The organism is Agrobacterium sp. Ap1 (genome assembly GCF_017313375.1).
Classification (GTDB): Bacteria; Pseudomonadota; Alphaproteobacteria; order Rhizobiales; family Rhizobiaceae; genus Neorhizobium; species Neorhizobium cellulosilyticum.
In genome coordinates this window covers 328,069-353,721 of the sequence record NZ_JAFLMY010000004.1, presented here as the reverse complement: position 1 = coordinate 353,721, position 25,653 = coordinate 328,069, and the positions used below count along the sequence as shown (strand labels likewise).

Sequence of the window (25,653 nt, the reverse complement as noted above, 5' to 3'; positions counted from 1 at the left end):
GCAGCGCCGCACCTTTCGTCAGGTGAATGAGGAATGCTGTAGCTTTTGAGCAGCGTATCAGGTTTGCGAAAATCAATTCCGATTTTCGGGCCAGGTGTGCCGGCGTGGGGGAATGGGAATGGATGCGCAGCTAAAGATTCTGGACATTCACGAGGTGCCGCTGGTGTGTCGCGCCTGCGACGCCCGTCATAGCGGTATCTGTTCGACGCTCACCCCGCTTCAACTCACTGAGCTGAACAAGCATTCGCAACGCAGGGCGGTAGAATCTGGTACGGAGCTTATCGGCCAGGGCCAGCAGGTTCATTCCTATTCGAATATACTCAGGGGCGTCATAAAGCTGTCGAAGATCATGGCGGACGGACGCCAGCAGATCGTCGGCCTGCAATTTGCGCCGGATTTCATGGGCCGGCCGTTTCTCGGCGAAAGCCTGATGGCAGCAGAAGCGGCAACAGATGCCGAACTTTGCGTGTTGCCGCGAAAAATTCTCGAACGAATGATCTCCGAATCATCGGAACTCGGCAGTCGTCTTCACAACCAGGCACTGACGGAACTGGACGAAGCGCGGGACTGGATGCTGACGCTGGGGCGCAAATCCGCCCGCGAGAAAGTCGCAAGCCTTCTGGTTCTGGTCGCAGCACATGCCGACCCCGACCGGCTTGGTGCCTGCGCCTTCGAACTGCCGCTGTCGCGCGCAGATATCGCAGACTTTCTCGGATTGACGATCGAAACGGTCAGCCGCCAGATGACCAAGTTGCGCAAAGACGGCCTCATTCACATAGAAAACAACCGGCAGGTTTATGTGCCGGATCTCGACAAGCTGGCCGTGACCGCGGGCGGCGACTGACCGCCCGCACACACCACGGTTACGGCGTACGTCCTTCGACGAGTACAGCGCGGATTGCTTCGAGTATCGCATCCGGCTGAATGCCGGTGCAAACGAGCTGGCTCGGCACGCCGTCCCAGGCGCTGCCGACATATTTGCGGCCGTGATCCGGTGCCTGGATAGTCTTTCCATCCGCAAGGCCGCCACAAACGACACGAACCGGACCGGTGCGAACTTCAAAGAGATGCGGCTCGGTGAGATAAACGCAGGCGCAGCTGTCGTGCAACGCCATGCCGTCGAGACCGACGCGCTGGCGATAAAAATCGATGTAATATTGCGACAGGTCGGAAAGGAGCCTGAGCTCCGAAGGCCCGGCCTCGACCATTTTCGCCAGATAATCCGATGACATGGTTGTTTTCAGGGTCACGTCGAGACCGATAATCGTGACTTTCCAGGATGCGGTGAAGACGACATCCGCGGCTTCGGGATCGCCGTGGATATTGGCCTCGCCCGCCGGAGTGACATTGCCGTTAACGTCGAAAGCGCCGCCCATGATCACCACGTCCTTGACGAGGGCCGCGATTTCCGGATCGGCCTTCAGGGCGAGCGCCAGGTTGGTCATGCGACCGACGGCGACCAGCGTGACATTGCCGGGATCGGCTCTCACCGTATCGATGATGAACTGCGCCGCCGAACGCTCGTCAATCGGATTGTCGACGTCCAGCGGCACGCCAATATTGCCAAGCCCGTCCTCGCCATGAACGACCGGTGCGAAATGTGCGGCATCGCGGCCATCGTCATAGGCCCGCCCGGCCCCCTTGGCGATGGGCGCTTCGATCTTCCACTGCTGATGCAGGTACTGTGCGTTTCGGGTCGTGATCTCGATCGGAGCATTGCCGAACACTGTCGTGACACCGACGAGATCTATGCCCGGATGGCGGTGCAGATAGAGGAGTGCCATGGCATCGTCCACGCCGGGATCGGTGTCGAATATCACTTTGAGCATGCGAGCTTATCCAGTCTTTCAATCGAATGCGAAGCCGCGCACCATAACGGCATTCGGATCAGGCGCAATCCCGAGGGCATAAGGCAGAACGCCATCAAGGCAGAGAGGGCTTGTCGGACCGGCCGTTCCATGGAAGAAGGCGGCACCTTCCTGAAATTGCCCTCCTCCGAGCCTGATCCCGTGCCCGATATCGCATTCGAACTTCTGTTCCTCCTGTTTCTTGCCGCCGTTTTCGCCGGCTTCGTCGATTCGATCGCTGGCGGCGGCGGGCTGATCACCATTCCCGTCCTGCTGATCGCCGGCATACCGCCGCTGGAGGCGATCGCGACCAACAAGCTGCAAGGCCAGTTCGGCGCGGCGTCGGCAACGATTGCCTATGCGCGCAAGGGACATATCAACCTGCGTAACCAGTTGCCCATGGCGCTGATGGCAGCCGCGGGCGGCGCTGTGGGGGCAGTGCTTGCTTCGGTTGTTCCGGCTTCGGCGCTGGCCGCCGCCATCCCTTTCCTGCTGATTGCAATCGCGCTGTTCTTCGCCTTCAAGCCCAGCCTGTCGGACACGGATGGGCGGCGGCGGGTGACACCGTTCGTTTTCGGCCTGACCGCCGTGCCGCTCGTCGGGCTTTATGACGGCCTGTTCGGGCCGGGCGCGGGCTCGTTCTATATGCTCGGCTTCGTGCTTCTCGCAGGCTTCGGCATGCTGAAAGCGACGGCACACACCAAGCTCATCAATTTCGGCTCGAATTTCGGCTCGTTCCTGGTCTTCGTCGCGACAGGATCGATCCTGTGGAAAGTCGGCTTGCTGATGGGGGTCGGCCAGTTTATCGGCGCGCAGATCGGTTCGGGACTGGCGATGAAAAAGGGCGCGAAGATCATCAAGCCGCTGCTGGTGCTGTCATGTCTTGTGCTGGCGACAAAACTTCTTGCGGACCCGAACCACCCTGCCCGGCTCTGGCTCGGCTGGTGAGAGGAAGATTACCCCTTCATACGAAGGGGCAACCCAGCGGCCACGAAGAACACTTCGTCAACCGAGGCGGCAATCTGCTGGTGCAGGCGCCCGGCGTGATCGCGGAATTCACGCGCCATCCTGTTCTCCGGCACGATCCCTAGACCGACTTCGTTCGAGACAAGAATGATCCGGGCGTCGAGGCTGGAGAGTTGTGCGGCGAGTTCGGCGCAGCGCATCGGAATATCTTCGCCCGCCATCATCAGATTGGTGACCCAGAGCGTCAGGCAATCGACAAGCACTACGCGTCCCGGCCTGTCGATTGCGCCAAGCGTATGGGAAAGTTCAACCGGCTCTTCATGAGTCACCCAGGATGGCCCACGATCCTCCTGATGGCGGCCAATCCGCTCGCGCATCTCGTCGTCATAGGCGCGGCCGGTTGCTATATAATGGCGCTCCAGGCCTGTCGCCTCAGCCAGGCGTTCGGAAAAGGCCGATTTCCCGGAGCGGGCGCCGCCGAGCACAAGAGCTGTTTTGCCGGATAGGATCATGGAGGAAGGTCGCATAGAGGCCAGACGAAACCGGACGATTCGTAGATGTCAGAGGCGTCCGGTCCGTGTTCGGGTTTGTCTGGATTCGTATTGCACTCAGATCGTCGGACATGCGGAGCTTGAAGTCAACAGGTCCCGCAAATCCGAACCGGATTGCCGCCTGCCTGCGCATTTGGACGCACTATTCATTTTGCGACATCGCGTGACGAATTACAGAGGGGCGTCGTGGGTTTGTGAGGCGTATTGGATCGACAAAACATAAGGCGTCGCGACGAGATCGCAGCCACTGAGGAAACACCCAAATGCTCTACGTGTTCAAAAACAGCAATGGCCTGCAGATCGCCTGGAATTCCGAACCCCCCAAGGCATTCCGTCAAACGCGCCCGTCGGACACCGCACGCCGCATGTCGCTGTTCGGCTTCATCAGAACATCCAATTCCGGCTGAAGCCGGCACTGCCGATATTCCGGGCTTTCCGGCACATCACGCTGACGATCGGCAGATCGATGGATCACAAAGTCGCCTTGATGCCACCTAGGAGAGCATCCTTGCTGCATCACAGCTCTGAAATATTTTAGAATGATGAACTAGCCTGAGGCCTATAAAGAGGCAGCCGGTACGCATTACCAAAATTCCGGCGCCACTGGCGGAGCTCTTGTCCGCGTCACGAAATTTAGCGACACTTCCTTACCGGATGGTTATTGAGGAGTGCGATAAGCAAACAATATTCACTGGTCACACGTTTTTTCGGTGCACCGCATTTTTTTCTGAAATTTTTTCGCGCCGCTAATCGGCTACAAAAGGTCAAATCTCGGGCGTGACTTTATCGCCATTTATGATCGCGCCGAAGTTGCGCCTATACGGACAGCGCAGATAGGCGGCAATTGATCGTTTTTAGGCCTTCCAAGCAGCACAAATCACGTTCTTCCAAGGAGTTACGAGAAACTCTCGGATAAGCAACGCTGACAGCTGCTGTTGATTTATTTGATTTAAGCCGTACGCTGCCTGCGCTGACAGAAAAATGCGCCCTATCTGTGGCTGTTGCCAGGTAGCAAAAAGACGCATGGGGACAGCGACCATTGAGAGGGTGCGGCCTCGTCGCTCCCAGGCGCTTTCATCACGGATTTCGGTAACACCGGCTCCACGTATCGATTGTCAACACCAAGACTGGGAGGTCTTACGATGAAAAAACTCCTCGCTTCCACCGTCTTCGCAGCCGGTCTTTATGGGTTTGCCGGGGCAGCCTATGCCGACTGCGGCTCAGTCTCTATTGCTGAAATGAACTGGGCTTCGGCCGGCGTTGCCGCGAATGTCGACAAGATCATCCTCGAAGAAGGTTATGGCTGCAGCGTTGAACTCGTTACCGGCGACACGATGCCAACCTTTACCTCGATGAACGAGAAATCGCAGCCCGACATGGCACCCGAGTTCTGGGTCAATGCCGTGCGCACCCCGCTCGATGCGGCGGTCAAGGAAGGCAGATTGATCGAGGCCGCCGAAATCCTTGCCGATGGTGCCGTCGAAGGCTGGTGGATCCCGAAATTCCTGGCTGACGCCCATCCGGACATCAAGACCGTCGAACAGGCGCTCAAATATCCGGAACTCTTCCCTGCCCCGGAAGATCCGTCCAAGGGCGCAGTGACCAACTGCCCGTCCGGCTGGAACTGCCAGGTTTCGACGGCCAATCTATATCGCGCCCTCGGCGCCAAGGATAAGGGCTTCGATCTGGTCGATACCGGGTCGGCTGCGGGCCTCGACGGCTCGATTGCCAGCGCTTTCGAGAAAAAGACCGGCTGGCTGGGCTATTACTGGGCACCGACCGCCATTCTCGGCAAGTATGAGATGGTGAAACTATCCTTCGATGTGCCGCACGACAAGGCAAACTGGGACGCCTGCACCGCGGTTCCGGACTGCGCCGATCCGAAGGTCAATTCCTATCCGACATCGCAGGCCTTCACAGTCGTGACCAAGCAGTTCGCCGACAAGGCGGGTGTTGCGATGGACTATATCAAGGCCCGAAAGTGGACCAATGCGACGGTCAACGGCATTCTCGCCTGGCAGACTGACAACCAGGGCACCAATGCGGACGCAGCCAAGCATTTTCTGGAGACCCAGCCGGACGTCTGGACCAAGTGGGTTTCACCGGAGATCGCCGAAAAGGTGAAGGCATCGCTTTGATGCGGACAAGGGAGGCGGCGGATTGCTGCCGCCTCTCCTCCGGATGACCTCACAGAAGCGCGCAGCATAAGATCCCTTATGGGCGTGCGACGCGCCAAGTCGTCCGCGATGATTGCCAGCCCGAGCATGAAGCGATGCCGGGAAGCCATGCTGGTAAGATGCAAACAGGCACAACAAGGGGAAGAGCATGGCAATCTGCGAGTTCCTGCCACGAGCCTTCTGTCGGTTCCCGGCCATCAGCGACAGTTATATTCGCCAGGCACGCCAAGTCATCGATGACGGTTTCAGAGGCCTCGTGCGGGAATACGGATATATAATCGATGCGCTGAAAGCTCCGCTTCAGTGGTTCCTGAACTATCTCGAGAGACTGTTCACCACCTCGCCCTGGACGGTCGTTCTGATCGTCATGCTGGTGGTCGTCTATTTTGGCAGCCGAAGCATCCGCATAACCGTCGGCACTGCGATCGGGATGCTGCTCATCGGCCTTGTGGGACTGTGGGAAGACACGATGACGACGCTTGCCATCGTGACCGTGTCGACATTGATTGCCATCATCATCGGCCTGCCGATCGGCATCCTGATGGCGCGATCGGAACGCGTGCAGGGCGTGATAAATCCCATTCTGGACGTGATGCAGACGATGCCCAGCTTCGTCTATCTCATCCCGGTGGTTGTTATTTTCGGTATCGGCAAGGTACCGGGACTGATCGCGGTCGTCATTTATGCCGTGCCGCCAATGATCCGCCTCACCAATCTCGGGATCAGGCTTGTCGACAAGGAGGTGTTGGAGGCGGCGGATGCTTTCGGGTCTTCTCGCGGCCAGAAACTCTGGAACGTGCAGATGCCGCTGGCGCTGCCGACAATCATGGCCGGCATCAACCAGACGATCATGATGTCGCTAGCCATGGTGGTCGTCGCCTCGATGGTCGGGGTCGGAGGGCTTGGCCGCAATACGCTGCAGGCGATCAACAATCAGTTTTTCACCTACGGCTTCCTCAACGGTTTTGCGCTTGTGGCGATCGCCATCATCTTCGATCGCACCAGCCAGGCCTTCGGCATGCGGCTTCAGCGTCATTCGGAGGTGGTGCATGGCTAGTCACGGCATAGAGATAAAGGGCCTCTACAAGATTTTCGGGGCAAATGCCCGACAGCATGTGGAGGCGGTGAGGAACGGCCTTTCCAAAGCGGAACTGAATGAACGCTACGGCCATGTTCTGGGGCTGAAGGACATCAACATTTCCATGCCGGCCGGTGGCATTACCGTTGTCATGGGACTTTCCGGCTCCGGAAAATCGACGTTGATCCGTCACATCAACCGGCTGATCGAACCGACATATGGCGAAGTCGTTTATGACGGTGTCAATGTCTGTGGCATGAACGAGCGGGACTTGCGTGAATTCCGTCGTCACAAGACGGCGATGGTATTTCAGAAATTTGCGCTTTTGCCACATCGTACAGTGATCGAGAACACCGTTTACGGGCTCGATATCCAGGGCGTTCCCCGCTCGGCAAGCCTGAAGAAAGGTCAATACTGGATCGAACGCGTGGGGTTGACCGGGTTCGAGAACCATTATCCGAACCAGCTGTCGGGCGGCATGCAGCAGCGCGTCGGCCTTGCCCGTGCACTGACCAACGATGCAGACATCCTGCTGATGGACGAAGCCTATTCGGCACTCGACCCCCTGATCCGCGTCGACATGCAGACCGTTCTTCTCGACCTGCAGGCAGAACTGAAGAAGACCGTGGTTTTCATTACTCACGATCTCGACGAGGCTTTGCGGCTCGGTGACAAAATCACCATCCTGCGCGATGGCCAGGTCGTGCAGCAGGGGACCGGCCAGGAAATCGTTTTGTCACCGGCCGATGACTACATCACCGCCTTCGTCAAGGAGGTGAACCGCGGCCGGGTGATCCAGGCGAAAACGGTGATGAAGCCGTTCGACGGACTGGCGGACGGGGTGCGCATAGAGGCGACCACCACGCTCGAAGCTGCCGCCAAGGCTATGACCGAGAGTGGCCAGACAAAGGCGACGATCATCGACGAAGCAGGAACGCCCACCGGCACGCTCGACCTGCAGACGATGATGGCGGCCATGGTGACACCCGCCGGTTCCGACACCTCCAAGATGGCGGCAGAGTGAAGACGGAAACAGAAGCGCCGGCGTCGCAGCCGGCGCATATCCTGTTGGTTGAAAGCATATAAAGAGATCCTTATATCTTACTTTCAGCTTCAGGAGGGCGCCATGCCGACAGCCAATCCATTGACCGCGCTCATTGCAGAAAAGGGCGTTCTGCTGGCGGATGGCGCAACCGGAACCAACCTGTTCGCAGCCGGGCTCGAAGCAGGCGAAGCGCCGGAACTCTGGAACGAGGCGCATCCGGACCGGATCACCAAGCTGCATCAGGATTTTGTCGATGCTGGCGCCGACATCATTCTCACGAACACATTTGGCGGCACTCGCCACAGGTTGAAGCTGCATCATGCGCAAGACCGGGTGCTTGAACTCAACAGGCGGGCAGCCGAGATCGCGCGCGCCGTGGCCGACAAGGCTGGTCGAAAGGTCATCGTTGCAGGTTCTGTCGGGCCGACCGGCGAGTTGCTGATCCCGCTCGGGGCTTTGTCCTATGAGGATGCGGTTCAGGCTTTTGCCGAACAGATGGAAGGATTGAAGGCCGGCGGTGTCGATGTCGCCTGGATCGAGACCATGTCGGCGGCGGACGAGATCCGTGCCGCGGCAGAAGCGGCGGTGAAAGTCGGCCTGCCGTACACCTATACCGGATCGTTCGACACGGCCGGCAAAACGATGATGGGGCTTAATCCCAGGGATATCCATGGTGTTGCCGCCGATGTCGGCAGCGGGCCGGAAGCAGTCGGCGCAAATTGCGGCGTCGGTGCGTCCGACATTCTTTCCTCGCTTCTCGACATGACCGATGCCAACCCGGATGCAATCACCATCGTCAAGGGCAATTGCGGCATTCCGGAGTTTCGCGGTTCTGAAATCCATTATTCCGGCACACCGCCGCTGATGGCGGAATATGCGCGGCTGGCGCGCGATGCGGGCGCAAAAATCATAGGCGGCTGCTGCGGTACCTCCTGCGAGCATCTTTCGGCAATGCGTGTAGCGCTGGACAATTATACGCCGCGCCCGCGCCCGACAATCGAAGAAATCGTCGACAAGATCGGCCCGCTCCGCAATAAGACGGCGAGCGAATCCGGTGGCGATTCCGGCCGGGAGCGCCGTCGTCGCCGGAGTTAAGGCAACGGGGACGAACAGAATGACCAGTGTATCGCCAATAGGCAGCCGCGAAACCGTCGCCGAAGGGCTGGCCAGCCTTTCCGAAGACAAACAGAGCTGGCTTAATCTTCTGATGGAAAATCCGGCCCAGGACGACCTGATCCTGGCTGGTCTGCATCTTTATCTCGATCAGGCTTCGGAGGCGCGTTTCCTTAATACGCTGAAGCTCGAAAAATGCGGTGAGTGGCTCGGCAACACAGCGCCGGACCGCCTGCAAATCCGTCTGTCGGAAGCAGGAAAATCCAGCCAGCATCCCGCCTATCTGGCCTTCAAGCAAGGCTTGACCCGCTCCGGTGGTCTGGAGCGGGCCTATCCCAAAGCGCCGGTCTGATCAGCGCGCTAAAGCACGTCGTGATGCTCAAGCTTCGCTTGCCGTGCTTTAGCTCTCTGTTTTTGCGCATGGCTTTATCCCGAAACCAGTGACCACTTTCGGGAGACATGCTGCAGGCCTATCGCTTTAGCGTCTCCGCGAGCCGGACCAGATCCAGGAAACCCGATCGATAACCGAACGGGTCTTCGCCTCGCGCGTTGCGGGCGATATCGAGGATCGAGCCGTAGGAATAGGCTTCAAGCGTCCCGGCGCCCCGCAATTTCTGCCCGAAGGCGGCAACTGCCGTTGCAAAGCGGACATCCTGCGGCGCCGCGTTGAAATCGCTGAAGGCATTTGCCTGTGTCACCGCGGTGGTGATGAGCCTGCTCGTGTCACCATCCGGTTGCTTGTAGCGAAGCTTGACGAAGGCGAGTTCGTCGGAAGCAGGCGTTTCGGAGGACGGTTTGCCATAGCGCAGCGGATCGTTGAGCACGGCCTCGCTGCCTTTCGGAGTGACCTCATAGATCGCCGTCACCGCATGGCCGGAGCCGATATCGCCGGCATCGACGCGGTCATTGTTGAAATCCTCCCGTTGCAAGGCACGCGTCTCGTAACCGATCAACCTGTATTCGGCGATCCGCGCGGGGTTGAACTCGACCTGGATTTTTACATCCTTGGCGATCGGGAAAAGCGTCGACCCCGCCTCCTCCACCAGCGCCTTTTGCGCCTCCGCCAGCGTGTCGATATAGGCGGCCGTGCCATTGCCATTCTGGGCAAGCGTCTGCATCAGGCTATCGTTGAGATTGCCTTCACCGAAGCCGAGCACCGACAGATAGATTCCATCGCGGCGGCGATCCTCGATCAGGCGCTTGAGATCGCCATCGCTCGATGCGCCGACATTGAAATCGCCATCGGTCGCCAGCATGACACGGTTGACACCGTCCTTGATGAAGGCCCGACGAGCCAGATCGTATGCCGCCTCGATGCCTTGCGCACCGGCGGTGGAGCCGCCCGGCTGCAGCGTGTCGATGGCGTTCAGGATTGTGTCACGTTCGCTCGAGGAAGTGGGTTCGAGCACCGTGCCTGCGGAACCGGCATAGGTAACGATCGATACCTTATCCTCGGGCCGCAGCTTGCCGAGCAAAAGACGGAAGGCGCTTTTCAACAGCGGCAGCTTGTCCGGCGCATTCATCGAGCCGGAAACATCGATCAGAAACACGAGATTGGCGGGCGGCGCGGATGACGGCGCGATATCGTAGCCTTTGATCGCGACGCTCATCAGCTGCGTGCCGGCATTCCAGGGCGTCGGCGTCACCGTGACGGTGGTGCGGAACGGCGTGTCGGCCGATTGCGGGCGCGGCCATTCATAGGGGAAATAGTTGACCATCTCCTCGACGCGAACGCTGTCGGGATCGGGCAGCCTCCCCTGCATCAGCGCCCGACGGACGAGCGAATAAGAGGCGGTGTCGACATCGACGGAAAAGGTCGAGACCGGGTCGGTCGCGACGCTCTTGACCGGATTTAAGTCGGCATTGGCAAAACGGTCGCCCGCCTGATGTGATTGAAATGCGGCGGGATCAGAACCTGGCGCGCTGGCTCGCGGCGCAGCACGCAGGGCCGGCGGCGCGGCGATGATGTTCTCGTAAATCGGTGCAGGCGCCGGGGCTGCATCCTGCTGAGGTTTCATTGCGGTGACGTTTCTTGCCGCGCCACCTGCAGAGTTTTCCCTGCTCAGGAGGCGTGCGACGTCATCGGCATTAAAGTCCTTTTTCTTGCCCGATGCCGTTTCTGCTGCCGATTGGTATTGCACTTCGGCTGGCTGTGAGACGGAAATTCCGGTCGCGACCGGCGGATTTCCACGATTAAGTTCGAAGGTGAGATAGGCGGCAGACGGGACGAGCAGAAGCGTGGCTAGCGCCGAGCCTGCGAGATAGTGATGTCGGGTAATCATGTTATTGCTCCAGATCCGGTTGAGGATGGAGCTTTGACGGTGCCACCAGCTTTTTCCTTGGGTCTTTCCTTGGGTTTGGCCCGCTTTTTTTCCCTCGGCATCAAAAACCTGCATGGCAGCAGAAATCGCACGGGCGCGCGCTGCCTCTGACGGGTTGGGAGCTGGCGGATTGTTCCGCAATCTGTCGAATTCGTCGGTCATGGTCAGACTGCCTCCTTCCTCAGAAGGTCCTTCAATCGTTTTCGTGCCTCGTGCAGATGCCAGGACACGGTTTTTTCGGAACAACCGATCACATCGGCCGCCGAGGCGTGGCTCAGGCCTTCGGCATAAACGAGCAAAACTGCATCACGCTGCTTTTCCGGCAGGGTACGGACAGCGGCCCAGAGTGCGTCATCGCCGCTACCATCGTGCTCAGGCGGCGGCGAACTATAAAGCGGGTCGTTTGCGAACCGTTTCTCTTCGCGACTGCGGCGAGCGGCTTGGCGCTGGTGATCGCGTACCGCATTCAGCGTCATTGTGTAGAGCCAGGTACGCAAGGAAGAGTTTCCCCGGAACCCGCGGATCGCCCGGGCAAGCCTTATGCAGACCTCCTGGGCGATATCTTCGGCGTCGCTTGCGACACCGGACCATCGCCAGGCGACCGCGTGGATGAAATCGTAATGCGTCTCGATCAGTGCCGAGAATGCATCCCGGTCACCTTCGCACGCTCTCTTGAGGATCTCGGCGCTCACGCTCGTATTATCCGCTCTCTCGTCTTCTAGAGCTTAGACGCCAGGCGAGAGAAAATCCTTGGGTGTTCAGGGAAAAAATATTCGATCGTCTTCTCGACATAAAAAGGACCGGCCCCTTTTTGTCAGGAACCGGCCATTTTTTTTCAATCTCGTGTCAGCAAGCCGTGTCAGGCTGCGACCGCGGATTCGCGCACGTCATCGAACAGGAAGTGGGCGACGACATATTTGGTCGTGTATTTAGTGCCACTGCCGGAGACGGAATCATCAGATCCACCATCGGCAGGGTGCCAGGCGTGATAATGCGGATTGTTAGTGATCAGCGTGATCGCCTTGCCGGCAAAGCGTCCATCAAGCCGGTAACGGGCCTCGGCGAGTGGCCAAATCCGTTCGAAATCCTGCTGTGACAGACGAACCTTCAGGGCTGGTCGATTGATCGCATCAAGCTCCACACCATCTTCATTCACAGAAGCCGGAGCCTCCAGCATGACCTCCTCGGCGTTGTCCAGAATGTAGTCAAACTCGTCAGGCCACATACGTTTCATACAGTCACTCCTCCCGGCTGGTTTCATATGTCAGACATCATGAATGTAGCGCGCCTGTTGGCAGACGCAACGTCCTTGAGATGCGATGGCGATTTTGACGCGGCTCAGCCCAGCGCCCGCATGTGGAATTTCAGCTGCTCCTTGGGATAACGGTATCCTTGGCCGACCGGACAGGCATTGCGTGCAAGGCAACCGGAGACCATGCAGCCACCCTGCCCCGACGGCGTAACGAGGTGGCTGCGACAGGTCGAAACTGCGAAATCCGCCGGATCCATGCAGATGGCAGAAACGGGACAGGTGGTCAGGCATGGTTTCGTCTCGCAGACGTCGCAGGCATGTCTCCTAACGGTGACGACCTTTCCGGCATGGGACTTTCCAACCACAGCGGGAAAACCGATCGCGCCACGATAACCATGCCAGAGACCGTATTCCGGATGAATGAGGATTCCGAGTGGAGAAGGCTTCAGCCCTTCTGCGCGCATTGCCCATTGCTGGAACGGTTGCCAGGGCGGATCGGAGGGGAAATAACTTGTGCCGCCAATCTTTTCCGCCAGCGGACAAATGATCTTCTTCGACCATGTGTCGAGCGGATCGGGGCCGTTATTGCGAGTATTCCAGCGGGAAAAAGCCGGCCAGATCGAGCCGCCAGCATTGCCGAGCAGCACGACCGAGGCGGCATGGCTGCCATCGGCCAGCAACGGCCCCTCGCCCACGGCAAAATCTACCGTGCCGCGGATCAGGATGCCGCTCGGCTTAAGCGCGGCTTGAATCTCGCGACAGATGGACAAACGGCCGCTCATCGTCTCAGCGCGGCCCCTTGTATTCATAATGCGGCCGCCAGACGCTGCCCTGGATAAAATCGGCTACCTGCCGTGCGCCGCCTTGCTCCCTGGCGGCCTCGGGCTCTCTTCAGGTGAAGGCGTCGGGCATGGAATCCTTGCGGTCCTTGATGAAGGCGAGAAGCGCTTCATCAATCGCCGGATCGAGTGGCGGGGCTTCGTAATGATCGAGCCAGGAGCGGCAGAGCGCATTGGCGCGGTCTTCGATGCGCTTGGAACCTTCGATTTCCCACTGCTCGAAGGAATTGTTGTCGGCCAGCGGCGAGCGATAAAAGGCAGTCTGGAAATGTGCCTGGGTGTGAGAGCAGCCAAGATAATGGCTGCCGGGTCCAACCTCGCGGATCGCATCAAGCGCCTGCCCCTCGGCCGACAGATCGACGCCTTCGGCCATCTTCTGCATCATGCCGAGTTGATCCTGGTCGATCATGAATTTCTCATAGGACGAAACAAGACCGCCTTCGAGCCAGCCTGCAGCATGGAGAACGAAATTGGTGCCGGCAAGCAGGGTCATATTAAGCGTATTGGCCGATTCGTGGGCGGCCTGGGCATCCGGCACCTTCGAAGCACAAAGCGAGCCACCGGTTCTGAACGGCAGGCCAAGCCGACGTGCAAGCTGGGCTGCGCCGTAGGAGACCAGCGAGGGTTCCGGCGTGCCGAAAGTCGGGGCGCCGGACTGCATCGAGATCGACGCGGCAAAAGTGCCGAACAGAACGGGCGAGCCGGGGCGGATGAGCTGGGTGGTTGCGGCACCGGCCAGAACCTCGGCCAGAATTTGTGTCAGCGTTCCTGCAACCGTGACCGGGCTCATGGCGCCCGAGAGGATGAAGGGCGAAACGACCGAGGCCTGGTTATGCCGTGCATAGACTTTCAGTGCACCGAGCATGGTGCCGTCGAAGACCATCGGCGAATTGGCGTTGATGAGGTTGAGAGTGACGCAATTGTTTTCGACAAATTCATCACCGAAGACGAGTTTCGCCATGGCGATCGTATCCTCGGCGCGTTCGGGCGCGGTGACTGACCCCATGAACGGTTTGTCGGAATATTTGATATGGCTGTAGACCATATCGAGATGACGCTTGTTGACCGGCACGTCGACCGGCTCGCAGACCGTGCCGCCGGAAGAATGCATCGACGGCGCCATATAGGACAGTTTCACAAAATTGCGGAAATCCTCGATCGTCGCATAGCGCCTCACCCCGTCGAGGTCGCGGACAAAGGGCGGGCCGTAGACGGGCGCAAAGATCGTCGCTTTTCCGCCGACATGAACATTGCGCTCCGGGTTGCGCGCATGCCAGGTAAATTCGCTCGGCGCAGTCTTCAAAAGTTCACGGCACAGGCCCTTGGGGAAATGCACGCGGCTGCCGCGCACATCGGCACCGGCCTTGGCCCAGAGTTCCAGCGCTTCCTCGTCGTCGCGGAACTCGATGCCGATCTCTTCGAGGATCGTGTCGGCATTACGCTCGATCAGTTCCAGCCCCTCTTCGTCGAGGACTTCGTAAACGCCGATCCTGCGGGTGATATAGGGCAAGGATGCGCCGGGGCCGCCGCCGGTGCGGGCCGCGCGCCTGCCGGCTGCTCCCCGCTCGCCCCGACCGCGCCGTCCAGAACCGCCGCCCGCGTCCGCCTGCTGGCTGATATCGTCCATGATCTTCCTCGCCTCGATCTCACCTGGTCTTTTGATGGGCATGCTAGGCCCCCGCACGGCGACGCTCCTGCCTTTATGCGTCACGCGCTTGTGCGAGACAGACATTCTATCATGCGCTGCCGAGTGTCGCTTTCCGACGTGCGACGTCGCTTACGAAAGAAAACGCGAAACAAAATACGGTTAGACATAGTTGCGGGTATCGTTACGATCTGGGCGATCCGGAACATCGCCCCCAACCAGGGAAGAGAATTCATGTCCGACGACGACATCATTCTATCGGAGCTTTCCGACGAAGAACTCGTTCAACAGATGCATGACGATCTCTATGACGGTCTCAGAGAAGAGATCGAAGAAGCGACCAATATCCTGCTGGAGCGCGGCTGGACGCCCTACGACGTTCTGACCCAGGCTCTGGTCGAGGGCATGCGGATCGTCGGCATCGATTTTCGCGACGGCATTCTGTTTGTGCCGGAAGTGCTGCTATCGGCCAATGCGATGAAGGCCGGCATGGCGATCCTTCGGCCGCTTCTGGCAGAAACCGGCGCTCCGAAACTTGGCAAGGTGGTGATCGGTACCGTGAAGGGCGATATCCACGACATCGGCAAAAACCTCGTCGGCATGATGATGGAGGGTGCGGGCTTCGACGTCGTCGATCTCGGCATCAACAATCCAGTTGAGAACTATCTCGATGCGATCGAGCGCGAGAAACCGGATATCCTCGGCATGTCGGCACTTCTTACGACGACCATGCCCTATATGAAGGTCGTGATCGACACGATGAAGGAAAAGGGAATTCGCGACGATTATGTCGTGCTGGTCGGCGGCGCGCCGCTTAACGAGGAATTCGGCAAGGCGGTCGGTGCCGATGCCTATTGCCGTGATGCGGCAGTCGCCGTCGAGACCGCGAAAGATTTCCTTAGCCGCCGTCACAACCGGATGGCCGCAGGTGCCTGACGGGCAGCGCCGCATCTCAAGAGATGCGGCGCGTTTCTATCGACCGTCTCGATTTAGTGCGAAGCTGCACGGTCTACACGACGACCGGCATCCTGGGTGGCGTTCACGGTATTTGCCGTATCCTGACCCATGCCGCGGATCGTATTGCCGCAGGAGCTGAGCGAAACCGTGGTGGCGAAAAGTGCGGCGATAACTGTGAATGTCTTGGCCGTCATGATGGAATACTCCGATGGGTAAAGATCAAAATGTGCCGGAAAGTGATTTTCCGGCTATGGAACGTTCAACTCGCGAAAAAGTTCACGTGATCGCGTGCGGAGCGATCGCAAGGGAAATTCTTGCGGTTTCCAGGCAACAGGGGCTCAACCATATCGACCTCAACTGCCTGCCGGCGATTTGGCATGCCTATCCGCAAAAGATCGTTCCGGGGCTGGAAGCGGCCGTAGCCGAGGCAAGACAAAACGGGTTCGAGAGAATCTTTTTCGCTTATGCCGATTGCGGAACCGGCGGCGAGATCGACCGGCTGTGTGAGCGCGAGGGCATTGCCCGGATCGAGGGGCCGCACTGTTATTCGTTCTTCTCCGGCAATGAGGCCTTCCACGACAAGGCCGACGATGATCTCCTATCCTTTTTCCTGACGGATTTTCTCGCACGTCAGTTTCGTGCTTTCGTCATCGAACCGCTTGGCCTCGATCGTCATCCCGAACTGAAGCCCATGTATTTCGGCAATTACAAAAAACTCATCTATCTCTCGCAGGAAGAAGACGAGGAGTTGCAGCATAAGGCGCGCGAGGCGGCAGACTATCTCGGGCTGGAATACGAATATCGTTTTACCGGCTATGGTGACCTAACCTCGGCGATCCGCTCGGTGTGATTGTTTCCGGCAAAACATATGAAAGGCATGACGTCGCTTTTCGTCATCTGCGACGTCGTGCGAAGCACAGTCCGAACCGCAGGACCGGTGCATGTTCACGGAGTAATCGGAGGAGCTCATGGCGGATCGCATTGTCGTTTTCTGGCGGGATATCCCGGCCCAGGTGATCATCAAAAAGGGACGGCAGACCGCAAAGCGCGAGCTTTCCTTGCGCTTCACCGAGGCGATCGACATGTGCGCCATGCGCACCGGAGCGGCAGAAACCGACGATTACCTCGCCGAATGGCGTAAGGCCGATCCGGTACCGGTTTCCGACGAGCTGGAAGCTGAGGCGGATGTGGCAGCGGCGGAGCTCGAAGCCGCCTACGACAAGGAAAAACTCGTGGCGCTGGTGAAGGCCGGCGGCCGGGAGAGCGCATAAACCACCGCCGATCCTTTTATCACTCCCCCCTGAACCGGAGATCGCAATGACACGCACCATCGTCGCATCCGCAACCCGGGAAATCGTGATCGGCTTCGACCAGCCTTTCTGCGTCATCGGAGAGCGGATCAACCCGACCGGCCGCAAGAAGCTGGCCGCCGAGATGATCGAGGGCAATTTCGACACGGTCATCAAGGATGCGCTGGAACAGGTGGCGGCTGGAGCGACGATGCTCGACGTCAATGCCGGCGTCACCTCGGTCAATCCGAACGAGACGGAGCCGGGGCTTCTGGTACAGACGCTGGAGATCGTCCAGGGACTGGTGGATGTGCCGCTGTCCATCGACAGTTCGGTGACGGCAGCGATCGAGGCGGCGCTGAAGGTCGCCAAGGGACGGCCGCTGATCAACTCGGTCACCGGCGAGGAAGAGAAACTCGAAGCGATCCTGCCGCTCTGCAAGAAATACGACGTGCCGGTCGTGGCGATCTCGAATGACGAGACCGGGATTTCGATGGATCCGGACGTGCGATTTGCCGTGGCGAAGAAAATCGTCGAGCGCGCAGCAGATTACGGGATCAAAAGCCACGATATCGTCGTCGATCCGCTGGTGATGCCGATCGGGGCACTCGGGTCGGCGGGGCTGCAGGTGTTTGCACTGTTGCGCCGGCTGCGCGAGGAGTTGAAGGTCAACACGACCTGCGGGCTTTCCAACATCTCCTTCGGCCTGCCGCATCGCCACGGCATCAATGCAGGTTTCATTCCCATGGTGATCGGTGCCGGCATGACATCGGCGATCATGAACCCCTGCCGTCCGCAAGAAATGGAAGCGGTCCGTGCTGCCAATGTGCTTAATGGCACCGACCAGAATTGCGGCAACTGGATCATGACCTATCGCGACTACAGACCTGCCGAAGGAGGTGCGACCGCAGCGGCAGTCCCTGCCCCATCGGCTGGTGGCGGACGGCGTGGTGGAAGGGCTGCACGGGCTGGAGCGGGAGCGAGGGCGGAGTAAGCGACGAGAATGGCTGACGCATCCCGTAGAGATCCCCTCGTCCTGTTCATGCCATCCGGCAAGCGTGGCCGCTTTGCGGTCGGCACGCCGGTGCTCGATGCTGCGCGCCAGCTTGGGGTCTATGTGGAAAGCGTGTGCGGCGGGCGGGCGACCTGCGGACGTTGCCAGATTTCGGTGCAGGAAGGCAATTTCGCCAAACATGGCATCGTCTCCTCGGTCGATCACCTCTCCGAGGTGGGACCGAAGGAGGAGCGGTTTGACCGGGTGCGCGGATTGCCGGATGGACGCAGGCTTTCCTGTTCGGCACAGATCCTCGGCGATCTCGTTATCGACGTGCCGCAGGATACGGTCATCAACGCGCAAGTGGTGCGCAAGGCAGCCGACGAGCGGGTGTTCGACCGCAATCCGGCAGTGCGCATGTGTTATGTCGAGGTCGAGGAACCCGACATGGAAAAGCCGCTCGGTGATCTCGACCGGCTGAAAGTGGCGCTCGCGACCGACTGGCATTTCGACGATGTCGAAGTGGATTTCCATATCATCCCGCAGGTCCAGCAGATCCTGCGCAAAGGCGAGTGGAAGGTGACGGCGGCGATCCACAAGGATCGCGAGGACGAACGCCCTCGCCTGATCGCGCTTTATCCGGGGCTGAAGAACGAGGCTTACGGGATCGCCTGCGACATCGGTTCGACAACGATCGCCATGCATTTGTCGTCGCTTCTGTCCGGCCGCACGGTCGCGTCTGCCGGCACCTCCAACCCGCAGATCCGATTCGGCGAAGACCTGATGAGCCGGGTTTCCTATGTGATGATGAACCCGGACGGGCGCGGAGCGATGACCGATGCCGTGCGTGAGGCTCTGAACGGGTTGATCGACCGGGTGTGTGCCGACGGTGGCATTTCACGCGCGGACATTCTCGACAGCGTCTTTGTCGGCAATCCGATCATGCATCACCTGTTTCTTGGAATTGACCCGACGGAACTGGGTGGCGCCCCATTTGCGCTGGCGGTCTCAGGTGCCGTCGAGGTGAAGTCTTCGGAAATCGGCCTGCCGATGACTGCCGGTACGCGGACCTATCTTCTGCCCTGCATTGCCGGGCATGTGGGCGCCGATGCGGCGGCGGCGACATTATCCGAAGGACCGCACCGGCAGGACGAGATGATGCTGCTGGTCGACATCGGCACCAATGCGGAAATCGTGCTCGGCAACCGGACGCGTGTCGTTGCCGCATCTTCGCCGACCGGCCCTGCTTTCGAGGGCGCCGAGATTTCATCGGGCCAGCGTGCAGCGCCGGGTGCGATCGAACGGGTGCGGATTGACCCGGTCACGCTTGAACCGCGTTTCCGCGTGATCGGCGTCGAACCATGGTCGGACGAGCCGGGGTTTGCTGAAGCGGCGGCGCAAATCGGCGTAACCGGAATCTGCGGTTCCGGCATCATCGAGGTGATCGCCGAAATGTATCTTGCGGGGATCATCTCGGAGGATGGCGTTGTCGATGGCGGGCTCGCCGCGCGCAGCCAGCGTATTCTCGAAAACGGCCGCACCTTCTCCTACCTGCTGCATGACGGGACGCCGCGGATCACAGTGACGCAGAATGACGTGCGGGCGATCCAGCTTGCCAAGGCGGCGCTTTATGCCGGCGTAAAACTTCTGATGGACAAGCAGGGCGCCGGCCATCTTGACCGGATCGGACTTGCAGGAGCCTTCGGCACGTTCATCGACCCCAAATATGCGATGGTGCTGGGCCTGATCCCCGACTGTGACCTTGAAAAGGTGAAGGCCGTCGGCAACGCGGCGGGAACCGGCGCGCGCATGTGCCTGCTCAATCGCGATTATCGCCGGGAAATCGAAGAAACGGTCAGCAAGATCGAGAAGATCGAAACTGCACTGGAGCCTAAATTCCAGGAACACTTCGTCGCGGCCATGGCTCTGCCGAACAAAGTCGATGCGTTCCCCAACCTCAGGATGGTCGTCACTCTGCCGGAACGAAAGATGTTGGCGGATGCAGGTGCGGATGGCGGACGCAGAAGGCGCCGCTCGCGTGATACGTGAACGGCGCCGGATATTATCTTGAAATGATGTAACTCAGGCCGCGACGGCATCCAGCGAACTGAAGGCATCCTTGATGCTCTCGGCAACCGCCTTGGCCGGAATGGAGAGATTCGGCGCGGTCAAAAGACGAATATCGAACGTGATGAGATCCGGCATGCCTTCCTTGGGCCCGAGAATCTGCATGTCCTCGGTAATGTAGGACAGCGGGAACGGCGCGATCGCCAGGTCGGAAACGACTGCAGCACGCTGTGCCATCGTGTGGGCGCTGGCATAGGCGATCCGGTAAGGCCGCTTCTGTTTATCCAGCTGGGCGATTGCATCATTGCGCCAGACGCAGCCTTCTTCCCAAACGGAGATGGGAATCGGATCGCGCAGATAGGCATTGCCGCATTTGGCGCCGGCCCAGACGAGTTTTTCCGTGTGAATAATCTCGCCACCGGTCGGAAACGGGCGGGTGGCGCAGTTGATCAGTGCCAGATCAAGCCGCTGTTCCTCCATACGCTTGCGCAACAGCGTGCTCTGATCGACAGTTACGTCGACCATGATGCCGGGAAAATGCTCGCCGAAATCCTTGAGGATCTTTGGCAGCAACCTTTCGGAGATATCGTCCGGTGCGCCGAGCCGTACGACGCCCGACAGTTCCGGCATTACGAAGCGCGACACCGCCTCATTGGACAATGCCAGCATGCGTCGAGCATAAGATAAAAGCACTTCGCCGTTCTGGGTGAGCGTCACAGAACGGGCATCACGCAGAAAAAGCGTCGACTTCAACTGCTCTTCCAGCTTTTTGATCTGCATCGAGACTGCCGAGGGTGTTCGCAGTACGACATCAGCAGCTGTCGAGAAATTGCCGGTTTCGGCAATGGCGACGAAAGTGCGCAGGACATCATTATCAAGCAATGGCAGCGGCGTTCTGAACGGTACGGTCATCGGTGCACCCATCAAATTTTCTGAACTTAAGCACCATATCATTTCGTTTGATTGAAAGTCAAACAGGGCGGATACTGCAAAACATCGGAAGCAGGCGTCGTTGCAAAACAGAATTTCATAAGACGTGCGACAGCCATCCGATCGATTGATGGATTGGCCTTTTCCCTCCCAGAAGGAAGCCGCCGAAAATCTGAACGAAATCCAAGGAGCAAGCGAAATGACGACTATCACTTATCTCGACGAGCGCCGGTTGGGCGCCTCATCAAAGCCTCAGACCTCCCGCCCGCAGCAGGTCATCTCCCTGTTCGACCGTGCGGTTGCAGCCTGGAACCGCCGCAAGACGGAACGCATGTTGGAAGGACTTCCGCAGGAAATCCGCAAGGACATCGGCTGGCCGACAACGATCGGCAAGTGATGTCCATCCCGGGGTCGACCCGCTATACGAGCCGGATAGTTCCGGCGATACAGAGATATGAACCCTAGACATGGTCCGCCAGCCAGACGCTGCGGACCATGTCGCATTCCGGCAATTTGATAAAATGCAGGAAAAGCCAGGAACCTATCACCAGTGCGACGCCTAGATGTCGCAAAAATGCCATTTCCCTGTCGTCAAAAGCTCTGCTCAAGAATAGCATCCATGCGAGTGTCGCTTTTGAAGCAATGCAAGACCGCATCAAGCGGCGGCAAGGGGAACTACGACAATGGATCTGACCAGCAAGCCACAGGTAAAGAAGCGCACGATCGTCTTCTTTCTCGTTCCACACTTCACCATGCTGCCGTTTTCGGCGGCGATCGAAACGCTGCGGATTGCCAACCGCATGCTCGGTTATTCGGCTTATAGCTGGCGGCTCTGTTCCGCCGATGGCGAAAAGGTATATTCGTCGAGCGGGATAGGTATAGAAGTCAATTCGTCGCTGGCAGACGAAAGACGTCATCTTAGCGGCGAAAACCGACCGAACATGGTTCTCGTCTGCTCAGGTATCTATGTCGAGGAATTCAACAACAAGTCAGTCAATGCATGGCTGCGCGAGACCTATAATCGTGGAATCGCCGTCGGCAGCCTGTGCACCGGAGCGCATGTCCTGGCGCAGGCGGGCCTGCTCAACGGCAAGCGCTGCGCGATCCATTGGGAAAATCTGCCCGGCTTTTCCGAAGCCTTTCCGCAGGCAGAGGTCTATGCCGATCTCTATGAGGTCGACGGCAATCTCTATACCTGCGCCGGCGGCACGGCGTCGCTCGACATGATGCTAAACCTGATAGGCCAGGATTTTGGCGACAACCTCGTCAACCGGGTCTGCGAACAGCAATTGACCGACCGGGTGCGCAACCCGCATGACCGTCAGCGCCTACCGCTTCGCGCGCGTCTCGGGGTACAGAATTCCAAGGTGCTTTCGATCATCGAGCTGATGGAAAACAATCTTGCGGAGCCTTTGTCGCTCATCGAGATCGCCGATGATGCCGGCCTATCCCGTCGGCAGATCGAACGGCTGTTCCGCCAGGAAATGGGCCGTTCGCCGGCACGGTATTATCTCGAAATCAGACTGGATCGCGCCCGCCATCTGCTTGTGCAGTCCTCCATGCCGGTAGTCGAAGTGGCGGTCGCCTGTGGCTTCGTTTCCGCCTCGCATTTTTCCAAATGCTATCGCGAGGTTTATAACCGCTCGCCGCAACAGGAGCGCGCCGAGCGCAAGCTGACGCTCAACACGGCGCGCACCGGCGTCGTTGTTTAATACACATCCGGAGGTGCTGTTTATCCGGCGCTACCCTCGCCTCTCGACGAGGGTCTGTCTGCGTTGCAGCTGCTGAGGCGGCAGTAGATGCTCGGGACAAGCCCGAGCATGATGATCGCCGGATCACGCCTCGTCCTTCAGCGTCTCTTTCTGGGTTATCAGGCGAGCGCTGTGCTGGCCCGAAAGATAGATCCATAACCAGCTCCAGGCGACGGCGAGCCGTGATCGCGTGCCGATCAGGAAGTAGATGTGGGCGAGCCCCCATATCCACCAGGCAAGCCCGCCCTTAAGCTTTATCCTGCCGAAATCGATGACAGCGGCTCGTTTTCCGATCGTCGCAAGACTGCCCTGGTGGAAATACCTGAAGGGTGCCGGCGCAGGCTTGGCAGCCAGACGCGCCTTGATGACTTTGGCCACATAAGCGCCCTGCTGCTTGGCAGCCGGCGCGATACCGGGAACAGGCTTTCCATCGTCCTGTTTGACCGACGCTGTGTCACCAATGACGAAAATGTTCGGATCGTGTGCGGCAGAAAGATCGGGACCAACAATGGTACGCCCCGCCCGGTCGGCCTCGGCACGAATCCATTGTGCGGCGGGAGATGCCTGCACGCCAGCCGCCCAGATGACCGTACGGCAAGGCACGAAGGTTTCGCCGACCGTGACCCCCTCCTCGGTAATCGCAGTTACAGGCTTCCCGGTTCTGACTTCGACGCCAAGCTTTTCCAGCGCTGATTTCGCATAAGCCGACAAATCCTCGGAGAAGGCTGCCAGAACCCGCGGGCCGGCCTCGATCAGTATCACCTTCGTTGCTGTCGTATCGATGCTGCGGAATTCCGGCGGCAGAACTTTCTGGGCGAGTTCGGCAATCGTGCCGGCCATCTCGACGCCGGTCGGACCGGCGCCGATGATGGCGAAGGTCAATAGCGCATCGCGGTCGGCCGTCTTCTCCGAAAGTTCTGCGCGCTCGAAGGCAAGCAGGATACGGCGACGCAGCGTCGTTGCATCTTCCAGCGTCTTGAGGCCCGGGGCGAGCTTTTCCCATTCGTCGCGGCCGAAATAGGCGTGGCGTGCGCCGGTTGCCAGAACGAGCGTGTCATAAGGGATAGCGCGGCCGGATTGGAGGCGAACAAGCTTGGCCTCCGTATCAACGTCGACAACCTCATCCAGAATGGTGGTGACATCCTTCCGATCGCGGTAAAGCCTGCGAATCGGCCAGGCGATTTCCGAGGTTGCGAGCAATGTCGTCGCGACCTGGTAGAGAAGCGGTTGGAACAGATGGTGATTGCGCCGGTCTATCAGGGTTATATCGGCGGAGCTGCCTTTGAGCCCATGAACGGTCTGGATTCCTCCAAAACCACCGCCGACGACGACAATCCTATGCTTGGTCACTGTAAGCGCCCTTTCTTCTGGCAGCTTCAATTGACGCAGGCTCCAACCTCAACGGTGGAGCCGCGCTAACAGTGACTTAGGTTGATAATCCTCAAGAACAAATGCGCTGAGCGCATATCACCGATCCAATTCAAAGTGATCCGATAGGATGCAGACCTCAGACCGCCTGGCCGCAGGCGTGGCGGAAGCGGCGGACGGTTTCCGCCATGCCGAATTCCAAGGCATCGGCCGTCAAGCCGTGGCCGATCGAGACTTCCGCCAGTTTCGGGATACGTTTGACCAGCGCCGGAAGGTTGGCAACCGTCAGATCATGGCCGGCATTGATGCCGAGACCAAGAGCGATTGCAGCATCCGCAGTCTTGCCCAGATCGACAAGAATGTCCGCGCCCTTCTGCGGATCGTCGAAGCAGCCGCCATACGGACCGGTATAAAGCTCGATACGATCGGCCCCCGTGGCCTTTGCCAGTTTGACGGCCTCAAGGTCTCCATCACCATCGGCAAACAGGGACACCCGCATTCCGCCCTTTTTCAGCCGCGCGACAATCGGCTTCAGCATCTCGCCGTCACGGCGAAAATCAAACCCGTGATCGGAAGTTGCCTGAGATGGGTCATCAGGCACAAGCGTGACCTGCTCAGGTTCGATCTTTTCACAGAGTGCGAGAAAATCCTCGCTCGGATATCCCTCGATATTAAATTCCGCATGAGGGAACTCATCATCGATCAACGCCCGGATCGTCGGAAGGTCCGAGAAGCGGATATGCCGCTGATCAGGCCGGGGATGAACCGTCAGGCCGGAAGCGCCCGCCTGAAGTGCGATGCGGCCCAGATTTTCGACGCTCGGCCATGGGAGATCACGACGATTGCGCAGCATGGCAACGGCATTCAGGTTCACGGAAAGCAATGTAGGCATGGCGGGTATCCGTTGATCGAAGGACAATCCTTCTTAGATGACCGACCGCGCAAAAACCACCAACCGAAAACCATGATTGTCATCAAGAATTTTCATCGAAGAGATTTTGGTGCACGGCAAGGCTGGATTTGATCGCATTTTACATTAGATTTACCTAACAGAATTCGCCCACCACCCACCGGACCGAGGCGGCGGACCGGTGGGTGGCGCGGCGAATTCTGTCACTTCTTTCTTTCTGCAAACAAAGCAGACCGTATCCGAACAGCCCTGGTAACGCGTCATTATCGGGCAGAAGATTTGCGCTTATAAGCCGAAAATATCCTGGTATCCGCAGATTGACGTATCCTGTCTTGTAGAATGTCTATTTTTGCAGTTGCGGCCTGCCCAGGAACCGTGTATCTCGCCTTCACCTTGGCACGGAGTGTAGCGCAGTCTGGTAGCGCATCTGGTTTGGGACCAGAGGGTCGGGAGTTCGAATCTCTCCACTCCGACCATGTTTTTCCCTTGTAAGTCGTTGTAATGCCGAGAAATCCTTGATTTCTCAGCCTGTTTGTCCGAACTACCATTACAA

26 protein-coding genes and 1 tRNA gene are annotated in these 25,653 nt (G+C 58.8%); 16 read left to right on the top strand and 11 right to left on the bottom strand.

Annotation, left to right across the window (positions count from 1 at the left end; genetic code table 11):
- Positions 1 to 118 precede the first annotated feature (118 nt).
- Positions 119 to 844: a Crp/Fnr family transcriptional regulator gene (locus JZX87_RS10725; protein WP_206825365.1), complete on the top strand. Its 726-nt coding sequence runs from the start codon at positions 119 to 121 to the stop codon at positions 842 to 844.
- A gap of 19 nt (positions 845 to 863) precedes the next feature.
- Here JZX87_RS10725 and JZX87_RS10720 read toward each other — a convergent pair whose 3' ends face one another.
- A complete protein-coding gene (locus tag JZX87_RS10720) occupies positions 864 to 1,829 on the bottom strand; it encodes a nucleoside hydrolase (protein ID WP_206825364.1) in 966 nt (321 codons plus the stop codon).
- A 129-nt stretch (positions 1,830 to 1,958) separates the two neighbouring features.
- Between JZX87_RS10720 and JZX87_RS10715 the strand changes: the two genes are divergently transcribed.
- Complete coding sequence (locus JZX87_RS10715) at positions 1,959 to 2,795, top strand: TSUP family transporter (RefSeq protein ID WP_148146464.1); 837 nt, start codon at positions 1,959 to 1,961, stop codon at positions 2,793 to 2,795.
- Between the two features lie 8 nt (positions 2,796 to 2,803).
- Here JZX87_RS10715 and cobU read toward each other — a convergent pair whose 3' ends face one another.
- On the bottom strand, positions 2,804 to 3,325 hold the full coding sequence (gene cobU, locus JZX87_RS10710) for a bifunctional adenosylcobinamide kinase/adenosylcobinamide-phosphate guanylyltransferase (protein WP_206825363.1): 522 nt from the start codon (positions 3,323 to 3,325) through the stop codon (positions 2,804 to 2,806).
- 302 nt (positions 3,326 to 3,627) lie between these two features.
- Here cobU and JZX87_RS10705 point away from each other — a divergent pair, with 302 nt between their 5' ends.
- The 6 genes from JZX87_RS10705 (at position 3,628) to JZX87_RS10680 (ending at position 9,129) form a co-directional block, all read left to right on the top strand.
- The gene (locus JZX87_RS10705) at positions 3,628 to 3,771 is read left to right on the top strand and encodes a hypothetical protein (protein WP_183686908.1); all 144 of its coding nucleotides are present in this window, start codon (positions 3,628 to 3,630) and stop codon (positions 3,769 to 3,771) included.
- Between the two features lie 735 nt (positions 3,772 to 4,506).
- Positions 4,507 to 5,502 (top strand): ABC transporter substrate-binding protein, encoded by a 996-nt coding sequence (locus JZX87_RS10700; protein ID WP_206825362.1) that lies wholly within the window; start codon positions 4,507 to 4,509, stop codon positions 5,500 to 5,502.
- A gap of 187 nt (positions 5,503 to 5,689) precedes the next feature.
- Positions 5,690 to 6,598, top strand: coding sequence for an ABC transporter permease (locus tag JZX87_RS10695; RefSeq protein WP_148146461.1), 909 nt, complete (start codon positions 5,690 to 5,692; stop codon positions 6,596 to 6,598).
- Positions 6,591 to 7,643, top strand: coding sequence for a quaternary amine ABC transporter ATP-binding protein (locus JZX87_RS10690; protein WP_206825361.1), 1,053 nt, complete (start codon positions 6,591 to 6,593; stop codon positions 7,641 to 7,643). The genes JZX87_RS10695 and JZX87_RS10690 overlap by 8 nt, the downstream gene beginning before the upstream one ends.
- A gap of 102 nt (positions 7,644 to 7,745) precedes the next feature.
- Positions 7,746 to 8,759, top strand: a complete 1,014-nt coding sequence (gene bmt / locus JZX87_RS10685) for a betaine--homocysteine S-methyltransferase (RefSeq protein WP_206825360.1) — start codon at positions 7,746 to 7,748, stop codon at positions 8,757 to 8,759.
- 19 nt (positions 8,760 to 8,778) lie between these two features.
- Positions 8,779 to 9,129 carry a hypothetical protein gene (locus tag JZX87_RS10680; RefSeq protein WP_183821823.1) on the top strand — a complete coding sequence of 117 codons (351 nt, stop codon included), beginning with the start codon at positions 8,779 to 8,781 and terminating at the stop codon, positions 9,127 to 9,129.
- 118 nt (positions 9,130 to 9,247) lie between these two features.
- On the opposite strand, the gene JZX87_RS10675 is transcribed toward JZX87_RS10680, so the two are convergent.
- From JZX87_RS10675 to JZX87_RS10655, 5 genes are all read right to left on the bottom strand, one after another.
- Positions 9,248 to 11,260 carry a vWA domain-containing protein gene (locus JZX87_RS10675; RefSeq protein WP_206825359.1) on the bottom strand — a complete coding sequence of 671 codons (2,013 nt, stop codon included), beginning with the start codon at positions 11,258 to 11,260 and terminating at the stop codon, positions 9,248 to 9,250.
- A 2-nt stretch (positions 11,261 to 11,262) separates the two neighbouring features.
- Positions 11,263 to 11,790 (bottom strand): RNA polymerase sigma factor, encoded by a 528-nt coding sequence (locus JZX87_RS10670; protein ID WP_206825358.1) that lies wholly within the window; start codon positions 11,788 to 11,790, stop codon positions 11,263 to 11,265.
- A 167-nt stretch (positions 11,791 to 11,957) separates the two neighbouring features.
- Positions 11,958 to 12,323, bottom strand: a complete 366-nt coding sequence (locus JZX87_RS10665; RefSeq protein ID WP_183822440.1) for a hypothetical protein — start codon at positions 12,321 to 12,323, stop codon at positions 11,958 to 11,960.
- A 113-nt stretch (positions 12,324 to 12,436) separates the two neighbouring features.
- Entirely contained in the window at positions 12,437 to 13,132 is a 696-nt protein-coding gene (locus tag JZX87_RS10660; RefSeq protein WP_206825357.1) for a 4Fe-4S dicluster domain-containing protein, read from the bottom strand.
- 109 nt (positions 13,133 to 13,241) lie between these two features.
- Complete coding sequence (locus JZX87_RS10655) at positions 13,242 to 14,816, bottom strand: trimethylamine methyltransferase family protein (RefSeq protein ID WP_206825577.1); 1,575 nt, start codon at positions 14,814 to 14,816, stop codon at positions 13,242 to 13,244.
- 252 nt (positions 14,817 to 15,068) lie between these two features.
- Here JZX87_RS10655 and JZX87_RS10650 point away from each other — a divergent pair, with 252 nt between their 5' ends.
- Positions 15,069 to 15,770: a cobalamin B12-binding domain-containing protein gene (locus JZX87_RS10650; RefSeq protein WP_112507838.1), complete on the top strand. Its 702-nt coding sequence runs from the start codon at positions 15,069 to 15,071 to the stop codon at positions 15,768 to 15,770.
- 53 nt (positions 15,771 to 15,823) lie between these two features.
- Here the strand turns inward: JZX87_RS10650 and JZX87_RS10645 are convergent, their stop codons facing one another.
- A complete protein-coding gene (locus JZX87_RS10645; protein WP_148146456.1) occupies positions 15,824 to 15,985 on the bottom strand; it encodes an entericidin domain-containing protein in 162 nt (53 codons plus the stop codon).
- 14 nt (positions 15,986 to 15,999) lie between these two features.
- Between JZX87_RS10645 and JZX87_RS10640 the strand changes: the two genes are divergently transcribed.
- The 4 genes from JZX87_RS10640 (at position 16,000) to JZX87_RS10625 (ending at position 20,123) form a co-directional block, all read left to right on the top strand.
- A complete protein-coding gene (locus tag JZX87_RS10640; RefSeq protein WP_286194421.1) occupies positions 16,000 to 16,641 on the top strand; it encodes a DUF1638 domain-containing protein in 642 nt (213 codons plus the stop codon).
- A 118-nt stretch (positions 16,642 to 16,759) separates the two neighbouring features.
- On the top strand, positions 16,760 to 17,062 hold the full coding sequence (locus JZX87_RS10635) for a virulence factor (RefSeq protein ID WP_206825356.1): 303 nt from the start codon (positions 16,760 to 16,762) through the stop codon (positions 17,060 to 17,062).
- 46 nt (positions 17,063 to 17,108) lie between these two features.
- A complete protein-coding gene (locus tag JZX87_RS10630; protein ID WP_206825355.1) occupies positions 17,109 to 18,074 on the top strand; it encodes a methyltetrahydrofolate cobalamin methyltransferase in 966 nt (321 codons plus the stop codon).
- A 9-nt stretch (positions 18,075 to 18,083) separates the two neighbouring features.
- Complete coding sequence (locus tag JZX87_RS10625) at positions 18,084 to 20,123, top strand: ASKHA domain-containing protein (protein WP_206825354.1); 2,040 nt, start codon at positions 18,084 to 18,086, stop codon at positions 20,121 to 20,123.
- Between the two features lie 33 nt (positions 20,124 to 20,156).
- On the opposite strand, the gene JZX87_RS10620 is transcribed toward JZX87_RS10625, so the two are convergent.
- Positions 20,157 to 21,095, bottom strand: coding sequence for a LysR family transcriptional regulator (locus tag JZX87_RS10620; protein WP_373289340.1), 939 nt, complete (start codon positions 21,093 to 21,095; stop codon positions 20,157 to 20,159).
- A gap of 175 nt (positions 21,096 to 21,270) precedes the next feature.
- Between JZX87_RS10620 and JZX87_RS10615 the strand changes: the two genes are divergently transcribed.
- Complete coding sequence (locus JZX87_RS10615) at positions 21,271 to 21,468, top strand: hypothetical protein (protein WP_206825353.1); 198 nt, start codon at positions 21,271 to 21,273, stop codon at positions 21,466 to 21,468.
- A gap of 286 nt (positions 21,469 to 21,754) precedes the next feature.
- On the top strand, positions 21,755 to 22,783 hold the full coding sequence (locus JZX87_RS10610; protein WP_148146450.1) for a GlxA family transcriptional regulator: 1,029 nt from the start codon (positions 21,755 to 21,757) through the stop codon (positions 22,781 to 22,783).
- Positions 22,784 to 22,906: 123 nt separating this feature from the next.
- Here JZX87_RS10610 and JZX87_RS10605 read toward each other — a convergent pair whose 3' ends face one another.
- On the bottom strand, positions 22,907 to 24,172 hold the full coding sequence (locus JZX87_RS10605) for an FAD-dependent oxidoreductase (protein WP_183821831.1): 1,266 nt from the start codon (positions 24,170 to 24,172) through the stop codon (positions 22,907 to 22,909).
- 157 nt (positions 24,173 to 24,329) lie between these two features.
- Complete coding sequence (locus JZX87_RS10600; RefSeq protein ID WP_206825352.1) at positions 24,330 to 25,082, bottom strand: pyridoxine 5'-phosphate synthase; 753 nt, start codon at positions 25,080 to 25,082, stop codon at positions 24,330 to 24,332.
- A 417-nt stretch (positions 25,083 to 25,499) separates the two neighbouring features.
- On the opposite strand from JZX87_RS10600, the gene JZX87_RS10595 reads away from it, so the two are divergent.
- Positions 25,500 to 25,576, top strand: a tRNA-Pro gene (locus JZX87_RS10595).
- Positions 25,577 to 25,653 lie beyond the last annotated feature (77 nt).

What these genes read in the sequence shown, in the direction of transcription:
- JZX87_RS10725 (WP_206825365.1), top strand. Translation starts at nt 119, where the DNA reads ATGGATGCGCAGCTAAAGATTCTGGACATTCACGAGGTGCCGCTGGTG.
- JZX87_RS10720 (WP_206825364.1), bottom strand. Translation starts at nt 1,829, where the DNA reads ATGCTCAAAGTGATATTCGACACCGATCCCGGCGTGGACGATGCCATG.
- JZX87_RS10715 (WP_148146464.1), top strand. Translation starts at nt 1,959, where the DNA reads ATGGAAGAAGGCGGCACCTTCCTGAAATTGCCCTCCTCCGAGCCTGAT.
- cobU (WP_206825363.1), bottom strand. Translation starts at nt 3,325, where the DNA reads ATGATCCTATCCGGCAAAACAGCTCTTGTGCTCGGCGGCGCCCGCTCC.
- JZX87_RS10705 (WP_183686908.1), top strand. Translation starts at nt 3,628, where the DNA reads ATGCTCTACGTGTTCAAAAACAGCAATGGCCTGCAGATCGCCTGGAAT.
- JZX87_RS10700 (WP_206825362.1), top strand. Translation starts at nt 4,507, where the DNA reads ATGAAAAAACTCCTCGCTTCCACCGTCTTCGCAGCCGGTCTTTATGGG.
- JZX87_RS10695 (WP_148146461.1), top strand. Translation starts at nt 5,690, where the DNA reads ATGGCAATCTGCGAGTTCCTGCCACGAGCCTTCTGTCGGTTCCCGGCC.
- JZX87_RS10690 (WP_206825361.1), top strand. Translation starts at nt 6,591, where the DNA reads ATGGCTAGTCACGGCATAGAGATAAAGGGCCTCTACAAGATTTTCGGG.
- bmt (WP_206825360.1), top strand. Translation starts at nt 7,746, where the DNA reads ATGCCGACAGCCAATCCATTGACCGCGCTCATTGCAGAAAAGGGCGTT.
- JZX87_RS10680 (WP_183821823.1), top strand. Translation starts at nt 8,779, where the DNA reads ATGACCAGTGTATCGCCAATAGGCAGCCGCGAAACCGTCGCCGAAGGG.
- JZX87_RS10675 (WP_206825359.1), bottom strand. Translation starts at nt 11,260, where the DNA reads ATGACCGACGAATTCGACAGATTGCGGAACAATCCGCCAGCTCCCAAC.
- JZX87_RS10665 (WP_183822440.1), bottom strand. Translation starts at nt 12,323, where the DNA reads ATGTGGCCTGACGAGTTTGACTACATTCTGGACAACGCCGAGGAGGTC.
- JZX87_RS10660 (WP_206825357.1), bottom strand. Translation starts at nt 13,132, where the DNA reads ATGAGCGGCCGTTTGTCCATCTGTCGCGAGATTCAAGCCGCGCTTAAG.
- JZX87_RS10655 (WP_206825577.1), bottom strand. Translation starts at nt 14,816, where the DNA reads ATGGACGATATCAGCCAGCAGGCGGACGCGGGCGGCGGTTCTGGACGG.
- JZX87_RS10650 (WP_112507838.1), top strand. Translation starts at nt 15,069, where the DNA reads ATGTCCGACGACGACATCATTCTATCGGAGCTTTCCGACGAAGAACTC.
- JZX87_RS10645 (WP_148146456.1), bottom strand. Translation starts at nt 15,985, where the DNA reads ATGACGGCCAAGACATTCACAGTTATCGCCGCACTTTTCGCCACCACG.
- JZX87_RS10640 (WP_286194421.1), top strand. Translation starts at nt 16,000, where the DNA reads ATGGGTAAAGATCAAAATGTGCCGGAAAGTGATTTTCCGGCTATGGAA.
- JZX87_RS10635 (WP_206825356.1), top strand. Translation starts at nt 16,760, where the DNA reads ATGGCGGATCGCATTGTCGTTTTCTGGCGGGATATCCCGGCCCAGGTG.
- JZX87_RS10630 (WP_206825355.1), top strand. Translation starts at nt 17,109, where the DNA reads ATGACACGCACCATCGTCGCATCCGCAACCCGGGAAATCGTGATCGGC.
- JZX87_RS10625 (WP_206825354.1), top strand. Translation starts at nt 18,084, where the DNA reads ATGGCTGACGCATCCCGTAGAGATCCCCTCGTCCTGTTCATGCCATCC.
- JZX87_RS10620 (WP_373289340.1), bottom strand. Translation starts at nt 21,095, where the DNA reads ATGATATGGTGCTTAAGTTCAGAAAATTTGATGGGTGCACCGATGACC.
- JZX87_RS10615 (WP_206825353.1), top strand. Translation starts at nt 21,271, where the DNA reads ATGACGACTATCACTTATCTCGACGAGCGCCGGTTGGGCGCCTCATCA.
- JZX87_RS10610 (WP_148146450.1), top strand. Translation starts at nt 21,755, where the DNA reads ATGGATCTGACCAGCAAGCCACAGGTAAAGAAGCGCACGATCGTCTTC.
- JZX87_RS10600 (WP_206825352.1), bottom strand. Translation starts at nt 25,082, where the DNA reads ATGCCTACATTGCTTTCCGTGAACCTGAATGCCGTTGCCATGCTGCGC.